This window comes from Flavobacterium sp. MR2016-29, assembly GCF_015350695.1.
Lineage (GTDB): Bacteria > Bacteroidota > Bacteroidia > Flavobacteriales > Flavobacteriaceae > Flavobacterium.
The window spans coordinates 160235-180105 of the sequence record NZ_JADKPU010000009.1; the positions used below are offsets into that span (position 1 = coordinate 160235).

Annotated in this window: 4 protein-coding genes and 1 pseudogene; all 5 read left to right on the plus strand. The window is 33.6% G+C overall.

Annotated features, from left to right (window positions below; translation table 11 throughout):
* Nucleotides 1-306: 306 nt before the first annotated feature.
* On the plus strand, nucleotides 307-807 hold the full coding sequence (locus IR010_RS17870; RefSeq protein WP_194570715.1) for an OmpH family outer membrane protein: 501 nt from the start codon (nucleotides 307-309) through the stop codon (nucleotides 805-807).
* A complete protein-coding gene (locus tag IR010_RS17875; RefSeq protein WP_194570716.1) occupies nucleotides 791-1393 on the plus strand; it encodes a hypothetical protein in 603 nt (200 codons plus the stop codon). Before IR010_RS17870 ends, IR010_RS17875 begins: the two co-directional genes overlap by 17 nt.
* On the plus strand, nucleotides 1390-7494 hold the full coding sequence (locus IR010_RS17880) for a hypothetical protein (RefSeq protein ID WP_194605698.1): 6105 nt from the start codon (nucleotides 1390-1392) through the stop codon (nucleotides 7492-7494). Before IR010_RS17875 ends, IR010_RS17880 begins: the two co-directional genes overlap by 4 nt.
* Before the next feature lie 93 nt (nucleotides 7495-7587).
* Nucleotides 7588-8859, plus strand: coding sequence for a hypothetical protein (locus IR010_RS17885; RefSeq protein WP_194605700.1), 1272 nt, complete (start codon nucleotides 7588-7590; stop codon nucleotides 8857-8859).
* 192 nt (nucleotides 8860-9051) lie between these two features.
* Nucleotides 9052-19871, plus strand: a pseudogene (locus IR010_RS17890) (hypothetical protein); the annotation flags it as partial.

The following is a 19871-nucleotide window of genomic DNA, read 5'->3' on the forward strand; positions in this document are numbered from 1 at the left end:
TTTGGCCTCGTTAACAAATAAATAACATTATTTGAAATTTTAGAAAAAAGCAAAAATAAAATCATCTACTATTATAAAAGAGAGATAAATAATGGGTTTTTAACATAAAAAAATGCTTATAGAATAAAATTATTTGAAATAAGATTAATATTAACAAGAATAGTTACAAATCTAAACACTTCAAAGTTATATTATTTAGTAAAAAAGTATTTAACACAAATCATTAAATTTTCTAGAAGCAAATAAGGCTGTATTTAAGCAAAAAAACATAAAATTAATTTACAAAATTTTTAACAAATTTATTCTGTGAAAAAAAATACCCAATTGGCATTAATAACATGTAATGTCTTATTAATTATAATTATAACAGTTATAGTTTTTATCAATTTTAATAAAAACTCCAAAATTGTTTATGTAGATAATAGTCAAGTATTTAACAATTTCAATATGACTAAAGAATTAAAGCTTGTAGGCGAAAAGGAATTTAATAGTAAAAAATTGCATGTTGATTCTTTATATCAAAAAATACAATTTTCTGCAACAGCTACAGAAAGAAAAGTACTAATGCAAGAGTTTATCCAGTCGAAAGAAGAACTCGAACAATTTAATCAAGTATTTGCTTCTGAACAATCTTCAAAAATATTAGCAAGAATTAAAAGCTACTCGGCAAAATTTTCAGAAGAGAATGATTATAATCTTATAATCGGTTCTGACACCAAAACAAATATTTTATTTGCTTCTGAAGACATAGATGTAACAAACGACTTAGTTTCATACATAAATAAAAAATATGAAGGACTTAAATAAGGTTATTTTTGTCTTTCTTTTTTTTGCTTTATTTTCTTGCAGGAAAGACCAATCAAAAAATATACACGACTCAGAAATTAGAGATAGATATTTTAATCTCGAAAAAATAGGCTGGAAATCTCGTTCATATACGCAAATTGTAGAAGATATTGGTTTTACTGCTACTGAGGTTCCCATTCAATATTATTTGCTAAAAGATCAGGGAATTGAAAACCTACAACACGTTGATTCTCTTTACGAAGAAAATAAAACAGAGCGTGTTATAGAGTTTGTATTTCAACAAGATGAAGAGAAAGACCTACTGAGCAAAGATTTTACAGGCATGGATTATACTGCTGCTGTAAAGTACATGTCTTTTGGCCTTGACAAAGATTTTTATGTTGTGACTTCAAAGAAAGATACAATTAAATGTTCTGGAGTAAACTTTGAGCGTAATTATAAAATCGCTCCATTCCAAAAAGTACTGCTATTCTTCTCAGGAATAGATCCCAATGATAAAATACAATTGATTTACAATGATTTCCTTTTTAGAAAGGGAATATTAAAATTTAAATTCAAAGATCCATTTACCCCTGTAGCCTTATGATCAAGCCAAAAAAAGTAAGTAAATTAAAAAAAACTGTTGCTATTTATTTAGCGATGATGATTCTTTTGGAAACCTTTCAGCCAATGCAGATGTATGCTTTGACGAGCGGGCCTACACAGCCTGAATTCAATTCTTTTACACCCATAGGCACTTCAGATATGGTAGACTTAGCAAGTGGTGACTTTAATTACAATATTCCAATCATGGATGTGGGTGGATATCCACTGAATCTTGCATACAATTCAGGAATAACCATGGATCAGGAAGCATCTTGGGTAGGACTTGGATGGAATCTAAATGTAGGACAGATAGAAAGACAAGTTCGAGGTTTGCCTGATGATTTTAGAGGCGATGAAATGACTTATGAAAACAATTTAAGGCAAAACAGAACGGTAGGTATTAATGTAGGTGTTAATGGTGCTTATACAGGTTTTGATGCTTTGCAATTGGGTGTTGGATTGGGAGTTGAATCTAATAATTATGAAGGAATTTCATTTAAACCTTCTTATGGTATAGGATTTAATTTTAATGGCAACGTATCGGTTGGGATGGATTTCTCAAGTTCTCTAGACGGTGGCGCTACAGTAACTCCTAGAATTGGTATTTCTACTAAAATGCAAGATAACGGCTGTGAAACTACTTCACTAAACAGTTCTATTTCTTTAGGTTTAAATAGCAGAAAAGGAGTTGAAAATCTTAATGTATCTGCAAGTATTAGTCAACAAGGAGAAACTGCGGATAAAAAGACCGGCCGAGATGGTAACGACTATTATGATAATATTAAAAGAGCTTCTGGAGGCGGCGGTATTGGCGGCAGTATTTCTTTCAATAATTTAAGTTATACTCCTACTAAAAGAATTGGATTTAGAAATGAAAACTTTTCTTTTAACGGCGCTATTGGAGGAGAGGTCTTTGGAATAGAAGGTCAAGTTCAAGTTACAGGATACGGTTCCTATCAAAGTGTTGCAGATGAATATCGCAACAGAACAGAAAAAGGTTATGGCTATGAAAATACTGAATATAAAAAAGTAAATGAGTCTGGAGTCTTAGATTTTAATAGAGAAAATGAAAAAACTGTAAGCAAAAACACGTTGGCTTTACCGGTAACAAATTATACTTATGACACTTATAGTATAGACGGACAAGGTGTATCAGGTATGTTTAGACCGTATAGATCAAAAGTAAGCAGTGTATATAATGACGAAGTTGTGGATCTTGGCAAAAGCCAAAATTTTGGTGTTGAAGTTGGTTTAGGTAATTTATTTCATGCCAGTGGTGATTTTAAGAAAGCTCCCTCTGAAAGTACTACAGGTGGATGGATCGAAAATAACAATGTATTAGCCCGTTTTAACGAAAAAAGCACTGACAAAAAAGAATTGACTTATGAACCCGTTACCTTCAAAATGGTTGGTGCTGCAATAGTAGATCCAGAAACTATTTATAAAGATAAAATATACGAAACAAAAGCCTTAAGAGTTGATATTGACGGAAATAAAAAAAATACGTACACTAGTCCTTATACATTTACAGGTGGCAGCTATGGCAATACAGAAATAAAGAGATCGAAACGATTTGTACGCAGTCAGGTCATTCAGAAAATTACAAATGCAGAAGCGTCTAGAGATAAATTTATTATAAAAAATGATAACGCTAAACCACACCACACCGCAGGAATAAAAGTTTTACAGGCAGATGGTACAAGTTATGTGTATGGAGAAACAGCTTACAATACCAAAAAATCAGAAGCTACTTTTGATGTTTCTGGAAAAAGTGGCAACAACACTACAGGACTGGTTGGATATAATGGATCTCTTTATGGAAACGGGGATAATAAAACAAGTGATGAATATGTAAACAGAGTTATAACTCCTGCTTATGCACATACCTATCTATTATCTACTGTTCTTTCATCAGATTATCAAGACATTGATGACAATGGACCAACAATAAATGATTTGGGTGCTTTTACTAAGTTTGAATATACGACAGTCTCAGCTTATAAATGGAGAGTCCCTTTTGAAAAGAATACAGCTACTTATAATGAAGGTCTTATTTCAAAAAAAGACGATCAAAAAGGAAACTATTTATATGGTGAAAAAGAACTTAAATATCTCGATAAAATAGTTACTAAAACCCACGTAGCATTCTTTGATATTGAAGACAGAAAAGATGCTATTGGTGTTGCAGGTGAAAATGGAGGTGAAGGCTCAGGAAGAATGAAAAAGCTTCATGCAATACGATTGTATTCTAGACCAGAAGTTACAGATGCTGCAGGTGCAATTTTTGATCCGTCTAAAATTGCAGGAAGCGCTGTAAAACCAATAAAAACTGCGCATTTTGTATATAGTTATAGCCTCTGTAAAGGTATTTCGAACAATAACAAAAGCTCCAATCTTACAGCGAATGAATTGAGTAATTATCATGGTAAACTTACTTTGAAAAAAGTATATTTTACCTATCGAGGTTCTAATATGGGGAAATACACTCCCTATGCATTTGATTATGGCGAAAATGATCTGGAATATCAAAAACTAAATAAAACCAGTGATGATCCTTATCCATCAGTGCCAGGTGCTTTTAATCCTAAATACAATATGAAAGGTTTTGATATTTGGGGAAATTACAAGGAAAACCCTGAAAATAGCGGCAATATAAATACGCCATTATCAAATACTGAATTTCCTTTTGTTGATCAAAATAAAACAAAAGTGAGTCCTGACTTAACTAAAAATCAAGCTGATATTAATACCGCTTCATGGAACTTGAAATCAGTTACATTACCGTCTGGAGGAGAAATCAAAATCGAGACTGAAAGTGATGATTACCAATACGTGCAGGATAAAAAGGCAATGCAAATGTATAAAGTTGTTGGTGTCGGGCAAAATGTAGTTCCTAATGACGATGATATAAAAGGCAAAAACATATTATACAATGGCAACACTCATAAAAGGTTTTTGTATGTAAAACTAAGTGGTGATAACCTTTTAACTGCTGATGGCGGACTCACAAGACAAGGATTTCTTGATAAATATTTAAGTGAGAATTTAAACAAACCCATTCAGTTTAAATTTATGCTGAATATGTCTGATAATGCACAACAGTATGAATATGTTTCAGGTTATTTTAAAACAGGAAACCCAAATGAAATTGATGTTAAATACAGTTCAGAATTAGGAGGAACAATAGCTTCTATTCCGGTAGAATTTTTAGCAAGGGATAAAGGAACCGGTAACGAAGTAAATCCAATTGCTAAAGCTGGGTGGGGTTTTGGGCGTACGTTCCTGAATAGATTAACATGCGGTATAAACGATGATCCTGCAGCAACAGATTTTGGTTCTATTGTAAAAAATCTGAGAGGCAGTTTAAGTATTATAAAAGAAATGTTTGATGGGCCGAATGGTTATTTACAAAATAAAGGACGTGCAAGAATTTTTAAACCTGAAAAGTCTTGGATCCGATTAGAAAATCCAGATGGCCATAAATTGGGTGGAGGACTTCGAGTTAAATCTGTAAAATTAAGTGACAATTGGACTCAAATGCTTGAAGGTACAGCCGGAACAGTGAACGACATGGAGTATGGTCAAACGTATTCTTATAATGATACTGATGGAAAATCTAGTGGAGTCGCAACTTTTGAACCTAATATGTGTGCTGAAAATCCATTTATAGAACCTTTCTATAACGCAAAAGGAAATTACGCAGAGACAGTAGCTGCTCCTATGGAAAGTAATTATGTAGAAAAACCATTTGGAGTTAATTTCTTTCCAGCAGCAAAAGTTACTTATTCAAGGGTAACAGTGAAAAATTTGGACAGAAAAGACAGTTCGGGAAATATTGTAGTAAAAAAGCATGCAACGGGCAGCGTCATAACAAAACATTATACCAGTCATGATTTTCCAACAAAAGTGTCCTACACCGATGTGAAGATGATTAACGGAATTACAGAAACCAGCATTATTAAAGATCTGTTGAAGAATGTCATAAGAGGCGGAAATATAGATGTTAGAAATCTATTGACAATGACCCAAGGCTATTCTATTGAAACCAATGACATGAATGGCAAAGTGAAATTACAGGAAGTGTACAATGAAGCCAAAGAAATAGTTTCTTCCGTTGAATACAAATATAATTTAGATGAACAAGGAAATATAGATAACAATATTACTACTGTAGATGAAAAAGGAAATGTATCTAAAAAATTAATTGGCGTTGACTATGATTTAATAAATGACTTTAACAGAAGTTTTGCTAAAACAGAAACCTCTGGTTTTAAAGCAAATGTTGCGGGTTATCTAATTCCTGTTGGGATATTTCCAATACCTATATTTATACCTACAGTATTTCCAGAATCATCTACGAACATTAATGAACTTCGTACAGCAGTAACCACAAAGCATGTACATAAAACTGCTCTATTGGTTGAAAAAATAGCAACTGATTTGGGTGCTACCGTATCTACAAAAAATCTTGGATGGGATGCCAGTACAGGTGATGTACTCCTAACAGAAACTGTTAATGAATATAGTGATCATTACTTTTCTTTCAACTTCCCTGCTTATTGGATGTATGACGGAATGGGGTTGGCTTCTCAAAATATTGGTATTGAAGGAAAATTGATTGCTAATGGTTCTGGCAATACTGGTACAGGGCAGGCTGGAAACCCTTACTTTAAACTAGAAAGTGGTGATGTTTCTAAAATATTCCATGTTGGAGATGAAATAGCTGTCGATAGTGGAATAATCCAGTCAACTGCTGTAGCTGGTCAAACTTTGCCTGCAGTATATAAATTATGGGTCGTAGGCTTCAATACTGATAAAACAGGTGTATTGTTAATGGATAAAAGCGGAAATTATATCAACAAATGTCAAGATTTAAACAATTTTAATTTTAAAATTACACGCTCTGGATATAGAAATATGCAAACTGCATCGATGGCTTCGATTACTTCTATGATCAATCCGATAAAGAATGGAAAGCTAGATCAAGATTCATTTCAATTCAACTCGAACTCAAGTTTTAATCCTAGAATAATTAATGCAAGCGCAGTTGTTTATAAGGATCATTGGAATACGCAAGTTGAATCTAATCTTCCGTATTACCCAAGTTATAATTCTAGCAGTGCTGTCTCACATATAGATCCAGCTACTGGCAATATTATAATTGACAAAGATCTAAACTTGATTTATCCTTCTGGAGATGTTAAATACCCTAATGACGTTAAGGTAAATCCTTATCTCTGGAACATTAAAGGTAATTGGAGAGCCGAAAAATCGTATGCCTATTTAACAGGCAGAAATAGCAGAAGAGGAGATAGTAATAACCCTAGAAACGAAGGTTTCTTTACTAGTTTCAATCCTTTTTATAAACTAGACCGCAGCTCTCAAATTCCTGTTTGGAAGATTGACGATACCAATTGGACCTCTGCAAGCAGTGTTACTAAATACAGTCCTTATGGAGCAGAATTAGAAAACAAAGATGCGCTAGAACGCTACAGTGCAGCACAGTATGGCTATATGTATAAACTGCCTATGGCGGTAGCTTCTAACTCAAAATACCAACAAATAGGATACGAAGGATTTGAGGAGAAGAAAACTGTAACTACCAAAAAACATTTTGGTTTTGCAAATGACAAGCTAAATATTGATTCTAATCAATCTCATACTGGAAAAAATAGTCTAAAAGTATCTAAAGGTACTTCTAGCACGATGACGAGAAATTTGTTTGCCAGTATTCCTAAAATTGATGAGGCGAAGTGTCCTGTTGTTGTTGTAAATCCTCCCGTTACACAAAACTATCAAATCGACCTATGGTATATGGAAAATCATACTAGTTCCCCTAATAATGTTTTAATAATTAATTATGGAATAACAGATAAAATTACACAAAGACCAATATATGGGATTAGTTTAGACTTACAAGTATACCATCCAGATGACCAAACCTGGTATACTGTGGCGACGATACGTGATGAAATAGGTGACGCAGATGGAACAGGCTTTACCAATTTATATAACTTCCCTGTAGAAAATTCATATTATCGATTAAGATATTTTACGCTAGATCATGAAGAAATAATTTCTGGCCAAATGACAATTCACTAATAAGAAATTTAAATAATCAAAATTTTATTAAGGTAATAGACTATTAATAAAGTTAAAACTTAAATAATATTTTTTGTATCTAAAAATTTAAAAATGAAAAAAATAATACTGTTTATCTTTTTTATATTCTTATTGTCCTCTAGCTTGGCTTTTGGTCAGAACATGGGTTCGTATAGGGTAAAAACAATGCTTTACATTAGTCCTGGAGGTGGAAATTACGGTGACGGATGCAGAAACGATGTAAATATTACTTTGGTTTATAAAGACGGTATTGTACAAGCTCTGAGTAAGAACTTAAGCGGTATATCACGAGGACAAAACACTTATTATGAAAGTAATGTAGATGTTTTAGCAAATAGGGTTCCAGATAAAATTCAAGTCAAATCTTCTAGAAACTGGAAGAGAACAATAGGCGGATGTGGAGGAAATGGTTCTTTTAATGACGATTTAAAAGAAGGTACTTTTGCATTTTGTACAAATACTTACAATGATATTGTAAGATGGTGGAACGATCAATTAACAATAACAAATGTTCCTTTACTTAAAATCAAGGACACTGGTGCAAGTACTCTACTTCCAATTAATGATAACATTATAATAGAATCAGATATAGGTTTTCCTTCGAGTGAATATAATTGGCAATATTCTTTAAACGCAACAACTTGGATTGATTTGCCACAATTTAGCGGTATGCCTTCATTAAATACTAATGCTGCAATTATTTTGGGGAATACTAATGTAAATAGTTATGTGAACAAGAACATTTATATTAGACAAAGAGCAACCTGTAATGCATTTTCAAATATAGTCACTTATATTATAAAGCGATATTCACAAGCAAATCAAGCAGCACTTGATGAATTGTCTAACAGTTCTTTTATGCCGGAAGCTGGTAAATATATTGTTTCAGGCTGGGTAAAAGAAAATGTTGCGCAACAGCAAATTACGTATTCTCAAAGCAACATATCAATTTCTATTGCAAATGGCAATGGAGCATCATTCTATTCTGAAACATTTAAGCCTTCTGGAGCAATTATAGACGGTTGGCAACGCATTTTGGGCATTATTGAAATTCCTGCTATAGTTGCAGAAAATAATCCAAGTTTAGAAATCGCTTTAAATTGTACTAACACTACGGCAGACTGCTATTTTGATGACATTCGATTTTTCCCTTACAATGGGAATTTAAAAAGTTTTGTTTATGATGAAGATACCCAAAAACTCATGGCAGAATTAGATGAAAACAACTACGCCTCGTTTTATGAATATGATCTCGAAGGAGGATTGGTAAGAGTGAAGAAAGAAACAGAAAAAGGAGTTTATACCATACAAGAAACGCGAAGTAATAGTCCAAAAAGGGAATGATAATTCCTTGATTGTTAATAGTTCTGATTTTATTGAACAACAGTTCTATTGGTCAAACCGAAGGGGTATTTAAACTTATTTTGAAAATAATTTTGAATCCATCCCTCCTATCTAACGCCAATTATTTCAGTATCAATAACAATCTTTTGGAAAAGTTTAAAACATATAAGTTAATCACGTTATAATTATAATATGAATATATCATTGAATGTGTTAAGTAAAAAGATAAGCTTAATTGGGTTATTGTTCTTTACAGTACTACTCAGCGCACAAGTACAAGAAAGAGAGTATACTAGTTTTAAGCCAACAGCGATTACCAGTTTTGGCAATGCTCCTATCTCTATTTTTGATTCAGAAGCTAATTTTCCGAATCAAAACAATTTAGGCTCTTATTGCTACTTGTCATTAAGTATCGATAATAATCTAGCACCATATGTCGCTTATGAATTAAAGGCAACTTTTAGAGTAACTCCTTTAAAACAAGACGGCAGTAATGATACTTCTTTTGATAAGGAACTAACAGTAAATTATAACCCAAATCCTGCAAACAGCGGAGGTGCGAACTTTAGCGATTTAAGTTATTTAAAAATCGAAAACAGGTTTGGTATCAGAGTACAATTGATTTCATACAATGCATTGAATACAGCTAACGGAAACGTAGTACCAAATAATGCTTTCGTTAATATGGGTTTCAAGACAAAAAGGTATTATGCAGTATCACAACAATTGCCTAATCCGATTGGCTCAACTAATGCTACAGGAAGTTCAGTAACCATTAACTGGGCAAGTTTAGCTGGTGCTTTAGAATATGAATTAGAATGGACTTGGATTGATAATTATAGTAATGAAGGCATAACTGCTCATTTATCTGGAGATCAAATTCCATTTAAAGAGAGAGATTTTGAACTCAATAATACCCGAATCATAACTTCTAAAAACACATTTGAAATACCCTTAATATACAGTAAAGGGTATTTGATATATAGAGTACGAGGAATCAGCAGAAATACAGAACTTGTTAAATATTATGGTAATTGGAGTTCAGGAACTAGTGTAAAAAACACAATTGCTGATTGGCCTCATCAGAGCATTATTTCTGAACATGAAGCTGGCAAAAACTGGCAATTTCAAGCGAGCTATGCCGAAGATGGAAAGAAAAAAGAAATCGTCAGTTATTTTGACGGCTCATTGAGAAATCGCCAAACAGTAACCAAAATAAATACCGATAATACTACTATAGTAGGAGAAATTATTTATGACAGTCAAGGAAGAGCCGGCCTAGAGATATTGCCTGCTCCAAATGTTGATTCTAATATTCATTATTTTAAAAATTACAACTTAAATAGCCAAAGCAAATCCTATTCTTTTAAAGATTTTGATATAGATGGAGGAAGCTGTTTTAGCAATGTTTCTGGAATGTCGGATAGTTCTGGATCAAGCAGGTATTATTCTCCAACGGGATATTCGGATTTTTCTTCAAGAACTAACCAGGCTTATGTACCGGATGCCAAACTATATCCTTTCTCACAAATAGAATACACACCTGACAACACAGGCCGAATAGCTAGAAAAGGCGGCGTGGGTGTAGAGCATCAGCTTGGCAGTAATCATGAGATGAAATATTTTTACACAACACCTTCAGCTCCAGAGCTGCATAGATTGTTTGGTTATAGTGTAGGTGAATCTTCTCATTATAAAAAAAATATTGTAGTTGATCCTAATAAACAAGTATCTGTAAGTTATCTAGATCCACAAGGGCGCACTATTGCTACGGCGTTGTCTGGAAAATCACCAAATAACCTTATTAGCTTGCCAGAAGAAAACGTAGATACTAAGGCTAATGCTGATGCTAACGGTCATGGAAGTGTTACTGCAGACTTACTCAACAAACTTGCAGTTACTGATGCAGATACGGCAAAAGACAACAACATATTACAATCGACAGGAATATTTCCTCAAAGCAATGATGTTTTGACTCTTTCAAAATCAGTAGAAGTCACAAATGACGGAGAAGGATATGACTTTGAATATAGTTTAGATCAAACAAACTCATTCTCTCCTTTTTATTGCCCAACAGGTTTATATCCTTTCGTGTATGATGTTAAATTGGGTTTAAAAGACGATTGTGGCAATGAAAAATTAGATACGCCTATTTTTAAAACTGTTGGTACGTTTAGTTTATCAGGCAGCAATATTCCGGCAAGTCTGCCTGTAGTTAAGTCAAAAGCAACTTTAAATACAGGAAGCTATAGTCTGAAAAAAGAAATTAAGGTAAATGAAAAAGCATTAAACGATTACGCTGATGATTACATAAAAAAATTGACCACAGCTAGTTCTGAATGCTATATTGATCCTAATGATCCAAAATTTGGATTATCACCCAATACTCAATTTATTTATGATTCGTGTAATATTACATGTGAGAGCTGTACAAAAAGTATAGGAACAAAATTGAATTATGTTCAAGGTGCTTTCGATAAATTATACGGCAAAGTAGTTCTAAGTGTATACGCGTCAGGCAATACAACAAGCATTACATTAAACAATGGTGCTACAGATATGGAAGGCAATATAATAACAGTATCTGATGTAAATTCTTTAAATATACGTTTCAGTAGAGAATGGGATTTGTTATATGCAGAATGTGATAAAATATGTAATCCTACATTCGTTGATTTTGAAACTTCTTGTCAAATGAATGAAAATTTATTGATCTCAGATTTGAGACCTAATGGACAATATGGAGCTACTGATGTAAATACTATAGATGCAAACGGAAATAAAGTACCCAATTCAAATTTTGACAAATTAAGTGTTTTCAATTCAGATGGTAGTCTTTATTATAACGGTGCAACCACTGGAAACAACTGGAAACATCCTAGAAGAGCAATTAGCCCTACTCAAGATCAAGTAGATACTTATAAAGATTCTTATGGAGTTCAGTCAGTAATTGAAGTTAAAATAATAGACAATACAAGTACTCCTAAAATATATTCACCTGAAGTTGATCCGGCCTTTACTCCTGTCCTTAGTCCTGCAAAAGCTCCAGACGGGAGTGATATTTGGACCGTACAGCCAGAGCAATTGAAGGACGTAAGCGATTTTATAGCGCATTGGGAAGACAGTTGGGCGCAATCTTTATTACTTTATCACCCAGAATATAGATATTTAGAATATAGCCGTGAAATATGCCAAAGAACAATAAACTTTACTATAGCTAAAAGTACAGGAACAATTTCTACACCTTTATCTTCTGATGGTTATGATTCTTATTTAATGAATACTGCAACTTATGCTGATGCATATTCAAAAGGATTTATTGATTTTGACAGTGCAGGAAATTCAGGCAAATTCAAAATTTACAATAATGACCCTTATTTTAAACAAGCACAATCTCCTGCTCCATTTGAAGATGCCACTCTTTATAGTATGAGAGTTGGTACTGGAAGTATAATGTATCAGGCTATAAACAACAGTTACATCGGAGCAGATAATACTAATTTAACTATGTATCAAGTAGCTGTACAAAGTGTATTGTGCAACTCTTTTTCTCAATGTGACTTAACTAATATTACATTAAGTGCATCTGAAAAAAATGAGGTATGGAATGTTTATAAAGGTTTGTACATCGGATTAAAAAATAAAATCAAACATATATTCAGCAATATATATGCTATGCAGCGCAAATCTTTTAATGGCTGTGTAGGTCAAGCATCTTCTAGTGCAATTACAGATGTTTTGAGTGATAATTTCACTCAGAAAAAGTTGCTGTCTAATTATATTCAAAATAACATTGTTACTGCAGGCTCTTTATGTGAAAGCAGCAGTGCAATATTATATCAAAGCAAACAAAAAAATTATCTTCCAGCAGATTTTGGATACAACTCGAGCTTAAGTCCTACAGATGCTATGGCCAATGCAGTTCAAGCAAACCATTTTGAGTATTATGCTCAAACTGGAAATTGCCCACTTTTGTTTGACTTCGATATATTTTTGAATGGATTTTTCAAAGATGGTGCTTTTACTTCACCAGTATCTTTATCGAATGCAGCTTTTAATAAGTCGTATATTACCAAAGAATTGATTAAAAAATTAATTATTCCTTCGGCTAATCAAACATTAGAAGGATTATTTGCAAATGGATTACAGCCTTTAACTGTTTCAACACCAGCAACAGGAGCAACTTTGACTATTAACATTACTCCAAAAACTGGAGGAGATTTTTCAACTTGTCCAATTTCAGTACAACTGCCTAAAACAAGTGGTTATACTTGGGCAAATTACGGCTCTTCTTGGTCTATTAAAAATCTAAAGCAAATCTATTACGATTTAGGAAATTCAAAACCTTCAGAAGGAAAATACAAATTCTCTGTCGTGGCTGAAATAGGAGCTGTTGGAAGTAATGAGATTTCTAATGAAATTATTCTAACCGGAGAAACTTGCGCTCCTATAGGGGAATGCGGGACATCTCCAAATGCTATTGGTGAAGTTTTAGATCCTAATCAAGCAACAAATGACCAGGGAGTTGGCTGTAATAAAAAATCTAAGTTTGAAAAAGCTTTGATACCTCTTTTCAACGAATTAAAAACAAAAGGTACCTTTAATAGCACTACGCCTATTGATATAAGTAATTATACAGCGTATAATAATTCTTATTTAGAAGAATTTTTCGGAGCCAATACTAGTATAACTTGGGAAAGAAATGCACAAAATATATATTTCAAACAAGGTACAAATATCATTGCAAACCTTGTTCTAGAATCTGTCAGAGAAGGTGTTTTGATTGACTCTTATACCTTCAAAAAATTTGAGTCTATAACAATTAAGTCCCCAGATAATAATGCTGAAAGTTCATTTCAGTTAGTTACTTCTGGCAATACTAATTTCACTACTGGTACAGCTATTTTAAAAGGAACGTTAAAACTTTTTACTAATAATTTTGACTGTTGTCCTTTTGTTGCTATTATGGATGATGACCGCGATGGAGTTCCAAATGAGCTAGACAACTGTCCAACTACACCAAATACAGATCAATTGGATATTAATCCTAAAGATGGTATTGGAGATGCTTGTCAAAATGTTATTCCGTGTGAAGGTCTATCTATAGCTGCCTGTAGCAATTCAGAAACTGAAATTACTTTTGAAAACGATCTAAAAGACTTTATAAATCAAATTTTATCTGATCCTAATTATACAATTAATTATGGAGGAGTAGCATCACCTGACACTGCAATTTATCGCGTCTGCAGCGAGTACCCTGCTATGAATAATCTTATCAATAATTCTAATTTAGTGGCTCGTTTTGAAAGATATAGAAAAGCAAATCTCCCTAATTTTCCACCAACTGACCTTTATCAGTTTCAGGTCAATTATTCAGGTTTTAGGGACACCATAATTATTTCGTTCCATGATAACGAAGGCAATCAAATGCCTGTCTTTTGGATAGGGGTACCTCCTAGTTATATCGTTCAAGAGCCAATTCTTCATCTTAACAAAATTGATATCGATTCAAATAATGTATTACATATAAATTATGATACTGAAAGCCAAAAATGTGTTGCATTCGAAGGAACAATATCTATGTCTTTAGGTGATGATGATTTTTGTAATTTCTTTGCTCCTCTAGTACCTGCGGAGATTGAAAAAATAGTTAGTTGCGAAAATTCGCAAGAAAATGAAGAATTATATGAAAATGGATTAAAAAACATTTTAAATGAAGTTATAGCTGCAAATTACCAATTTAATCCTAATGGGGGTTTTGTAAATGATGCTACTACAATAAATGCATACCCTAATGTAAATTCATTTGTTCAGGAAACTCAATTGGAGAGCAGATTTCAAAAATTAAAAGAAAGTTTTGCGGCTAGTTATCCAAATAATTATGATGTAGAAATATCAAAATGTCAAATATTTTCATCTTCGGATTATTTTGCAATAGGATTCTTCGATCATGATTATGTAAGTCCAGCTTCTGCAGGATCATGGGGAACAGGCGGCATAGACAAAATATTTTGCAGAATTGAAATGGATTTTGGAATCCAAGATATTGCTACTGTTTTAAGTGTAGATTATATAGGCGATAGCAGTCTTTTAATTTATTATAAGAACAAAAATAGCAATGTAATAGAGTCGAAAATTGTATTTCTGCAAAATAGAATGAACTTTTATGCTCCAGGTACAATGCTAGATGCAGGTCCTAGTGATTTCTGTGATTTCCTTTCAGACAATACAGTTGCCAGAGCGAGAATGATTGCTGAGTCTGTACCATCAAATGATTATTATTTATTACAAAGTGATGCAATCAGTTTACAAGAACTAGCCAGTAAAGCAACTGCTAGATCTAAAAAAGCTACAAGTTCTCTTAGAAGTGCTGTTAAAAGCTCTCAAAGGTTATTAGCTTCGGTAGAAACATGTACTACATGTATTCCTCAAACTGTAGCTCCTGTCGCTTGCGATGAAAAGAAAGCTGCTTTTATAAGCGGGATGAATAAAATAAGCATAGCTGATTACTCAGTGCCACAAGCTACTCTTGATAATTTTTGCAATAATGGTTATCAGTATATTTCAGACAGCTATATCAGATACTTAACTGAACTAGATGTTAAAGAGCTTTATGATATCCGTTTTAGAACACTTGCAGAATTTGGAGACACTTACTTGCATTACGGTTTTAACGGTATCAATGCTGTGATAGAGCAATACAAAAAATATTATACAGATAATATAGCTAATAATGAGGTAACTCCTGTGCTGAACTGGAATGATTGGGTAGAAACTGTATTTAGACCAGCTAATAATGGTAAAATTTGTCCTCCAGCAGCATTAACTAGTGTGGTTTCACCTAGTCTACCTGAAGAGACAGAATCAACTTGTGAAAAACTTGTAAAAAACATTGCTGAAGCTTTTTCTGCAGATAATTATAATAATTTACTGCAAGAGAAACGCAAAGAATTTATTGCATCGTATATCAAAAAAGCGATGTCAGAGGTTGTTGAAAATCTTGACATGACGTATTATGATCAAGAATATCAATATACGCTTTATTATTATGACCAAGCAGGAAATCTTACTCAAACTGTAGCTCCAGAAGGAGTAAATCGCTTTTCACCAGCTGATATTAAAGCAAAAAATGCACTAATAGAAGCTTACAAAATAGCTGATGACCCACTTAAACAATTTACAGGTGATATTTCGAATTTACAGCCTAATCATAAATTTAAGACCGAATACCGCTACAATTCATTAAATCAGTTAGTTTGGCAAAATACTCCAGATGGCAATACCACAACTTTTGCTTATGATAAATTGGGCAGAATCATTGCCTCGCAAAACCGAAAACAACTAACAGGAACTGTTGCCAAAATGAGCTATACAAACTATGATAGCCTAGGAAGGATAAATCAGGCTGGCGAAATAGAAAGTTTTGTATTTAATGCAGCCAATCCATCCGCATCTGTAAGTTATAGTATATCTGCCGAAGGAAGACTTTTGCGCAGTCCAAAACCTATTGGAGCTGTAAATGCCATAGTAGATGGTTTTGAGAGCAGTTTGCCTAAAACTCAGGTTACAAGAACTATTTATGATGAAGATCCAGAAGTAGAACCTACTGTCAAAGCTTCTTCATTATTTATTACAAATGTTGCAGCAGGAGTTAATCCAGCATACAATAACCGTAATAGAGTAACTGGAATATTCTATCATCAAAATTATACGAATGCGAATACTTTTGATAACGCCATTTTATATAATTATGATGTGCACGGCAATGTAAAAGAGATAGTTAATTACTATACTGCTCTAAAAAATCCTAATTGTACTCAAACTGTTATCAACACAACCACAGGACAAACAAATGACTGTGAAGTTCATTTAAAAAGAATTGTTTACGATTATGATCTTATAAGCGGCAATGTAAATACAGTTAAATTTCAGCCTAACAAATTTGATCAATTTACGCATCGCTATAACTATGATGCAGACAATCGTATTGTAAATGTCGAAACATCATCAGATGGTACACTTTGGGAAAAAGATGCTAGCTACAAATATTATGCACACGGACCTTTAGCGAGAGTAGAATTAGGCGACAAAAAAGTGCAGGGAATAGATTATGCTTATACGCTACAGGGCTGGTTAAAAACAGTTAATGGAGAAAACCTATCTAGCAGTGATAATGACTTAGGCAAAGATGGAGCATCTGCAAGTTCTACAAAAACAAAAGATGCTTTTGGTTATTCTTTAAGTTATTATGACAATGACTATAAAGCGATATCAGGGGATAACGGAAGTGACTCTTTCAAACCTTTAATGGTAAGTCGTAATACAACTGGCACAAGCCTTCAAAACTTGTACAATGGTAATATTAAGCAAATGACAACAGCTATTCGTAAAGAAGGCGATCAGTTGCTTGCTATACAAAAAAATAATTATAGTTACGATCAGCTGAATCGTATAAAAACAATGACTTCTCAAGCTTTTGATGCTTTCACAATGCAAGCAGCTGAAAGTTATGAATCCAGCTATTCTTACGATAAAAACGGTAATTTACAAACCATGCGTAACACCGCACCGGGCGTTTATCCTAACTCAACACTACCAAATCCAGAGATGGACAACTTTACCTATAAATACATTCCGGGAACGAATAAGCTAACCAATGTTTTTGATGTAGCTAAAGATATATTTACTGAGACTGGTATCGATATCAAGCAAAATCTAATTGAAAAGGCTAATTATAACTTAGGTGATTCTAATACGTATAACTATGTTTATGACGCTATTGGTCAATTGATACAAGATAAAAACGAAGGTTTGACTATTGACTGGCGTGTTGATGGCAAAGTTGAAAAAGTTATAAACAGCAAAGCTGGTGTTACTATCTTCTTTGATTATGATGGATTAGGCAATAGAATAGCAAAACGTGTACAACGTGGTCTTGATATCGTTCGTACGCATTATGCTCGTGATGCACAAGGCAATGTATTAGGAGTTTATGAAGAAAACTATAAGGTTAACGAACAGGGAAATAGTACTGAATCGTTATATCGTCTAAAAGAACACGACCTTTTTGGCAGCAGCCGTCTTGGACTCGAAGAATCTAATTTACTGATATACAAATTAGGAAATAGTTCCATTGCAAGCACAGGCAGAATAGCTGCAAAAACTAGTGCTTTAACTAAGAATTCTATATTGACAGGAACACCTGTTATTAGAGATTATTCGCTTCACTTTGATACTGCAACGGCTTCATCAACTTGGGGTATGTATTCGAATAATTCGCCTGCAATAGATCCAGATATGAAAAGTTTAAATCTGGACACATCCATTAAACTGATTAATGCCAATCCTGCTAATGGAACATATTTTGTAGGTGAATTGCAATACAAAGGCGTTAAACAAGAATCTGTTACCAAAAGTAAAATAGTAGATATAAAAGGTGTCGCTAACAATTGTGTCAGAAGAGTAGACAATGGTGATTTGATAAATCTTTTTAGAGTATCTGCAGGTAGTTGTACAACAGCAAATCCAGTATCTGTTTTTGGCCCTGCCGAAACAGGATTACTAGAATTTAAAACTGCCAGTTTACTAACAAATACCAATAGGGTAAAAGTTGGACTTACTATCAATAATCTTTTTTATGGTTTTAGGACAGTTAGGAATTCAGGGTTAACACAGCCAAGATTATATTACTCAAACGGAAATGCAGAAATTTTATATGGCACATACACTACAAATCAGATTTTGAAAATTGGAAAAACATTAGAATCTGGTAAATTTTTTATTACTCTTTACAAGGGAACAGCTATTGTGTTCAAAACACAAATTACACCAGGCGCTGCCGTTACTACTATAGATATAGCTGTACCTACACCGTTGGTTGCGTCTGTACAAGATCTTAAAGTTACCAAAGATGTAATTGAAAGCCAAACTAAAGAAATCACAAATCAAGTTCAAATTAACCTAGTTAAAAACAATAATTCGATTAGCCCTAAGATTACAGTTAATCAATACACTAAAATTACATCAGACAGCCCCGTTACTGCAACAATCAAAAGCTATGATGTGACTTTACAAGCAAATTTATTGACTACACCAGCCAATAGCATAGCTATAAAATTGAATACTACTTTTGGTACCAATCCTACCCTACTCGATGTAAATGGTTTCACGCAAATTGTTGAAAACAGAGCTAATTGGATCACACCAACAACAGTTAACCCAGCCAGTATACCGGCCGAAAACATTAATAAATTAGGAGGAGCTGGTAATGCCAGAGCACTTGGATTTGATATGTGTTATTTTAATTATGGTATCAATACTTTACAAAACGGGTTTACTTTTGACGATGCAACAGATTTGGCAAACACAAGTAATCCTCCTGTATCGAGTTTAGGAATACCAATAAACAATAATGTAATTCGTACTCTGGCACCTTGCCTGCCGGATACCGATGGAGATGGTATATTTGATTTATACGAAGTAAATAATGACCTAAGTTTTATAGATACTGATGGTGACGGTATAGCAAATCATGACGATAAAGATGACGATGGTGATGGTATTTATACCCTAAATGAAGGAGCGAACCCTGATGGCGACAAAAATCCTGCAACGGGAGCTACTCTAAATACTAATGCAATAGCTTCAATTCAGAATCCGAAAGCGTCAATCAACACCATACCTAACTATCTAGATGTTGATGATGATGGTGATGGTTATGCTACTTGGGAAACTTATGAGGGAGGCCCTGGAATGCTAAATGCTGCTACAACAGGTAGTACTTATACACTTAATACGGATGCACCAACGGATGGAATACCAAACTATTTGGATCCTACAAACGGACTTTTCACACCTGCGTTGCCTATAGTTCAAAGGAGTTTCTTATCTTCGATTGGAGATAAACGTTACGAGTTGTCAAATCACTTAGGAAACGTACTAGCCGTTATATCAGATAAAAAGATACCAACGACGATAGCTGGCGAGTTTAATGCCGAAGTTCTAAGCTATTC

What these genes read in the sequence shown, in the direction of transcription:
- IR010_RS17875 (WP_194570716.1), top strand. Translation starts at nt 791, where the DNA reads ATGAAGGACTTAAATAAGGTTATTTTTGTCTTTCTTTTTTTTGCTTTA.
- IR010_RS17880 (WP_194605698.1), top strand. Translation starts at nt 1,390, where the DNA reads ATGATCAAGCCAAAAAAAGTAAGTAAATTAAAAAAAACTGTTGCTATT.
- IR010_RS17885 (WP_194605700.1), top strand. Translation starts at nt 7,588, where the DNA reads ATGAAAAAAATAATACTGTTTATCTTTTTTATATTCTTATTGTCCTCT.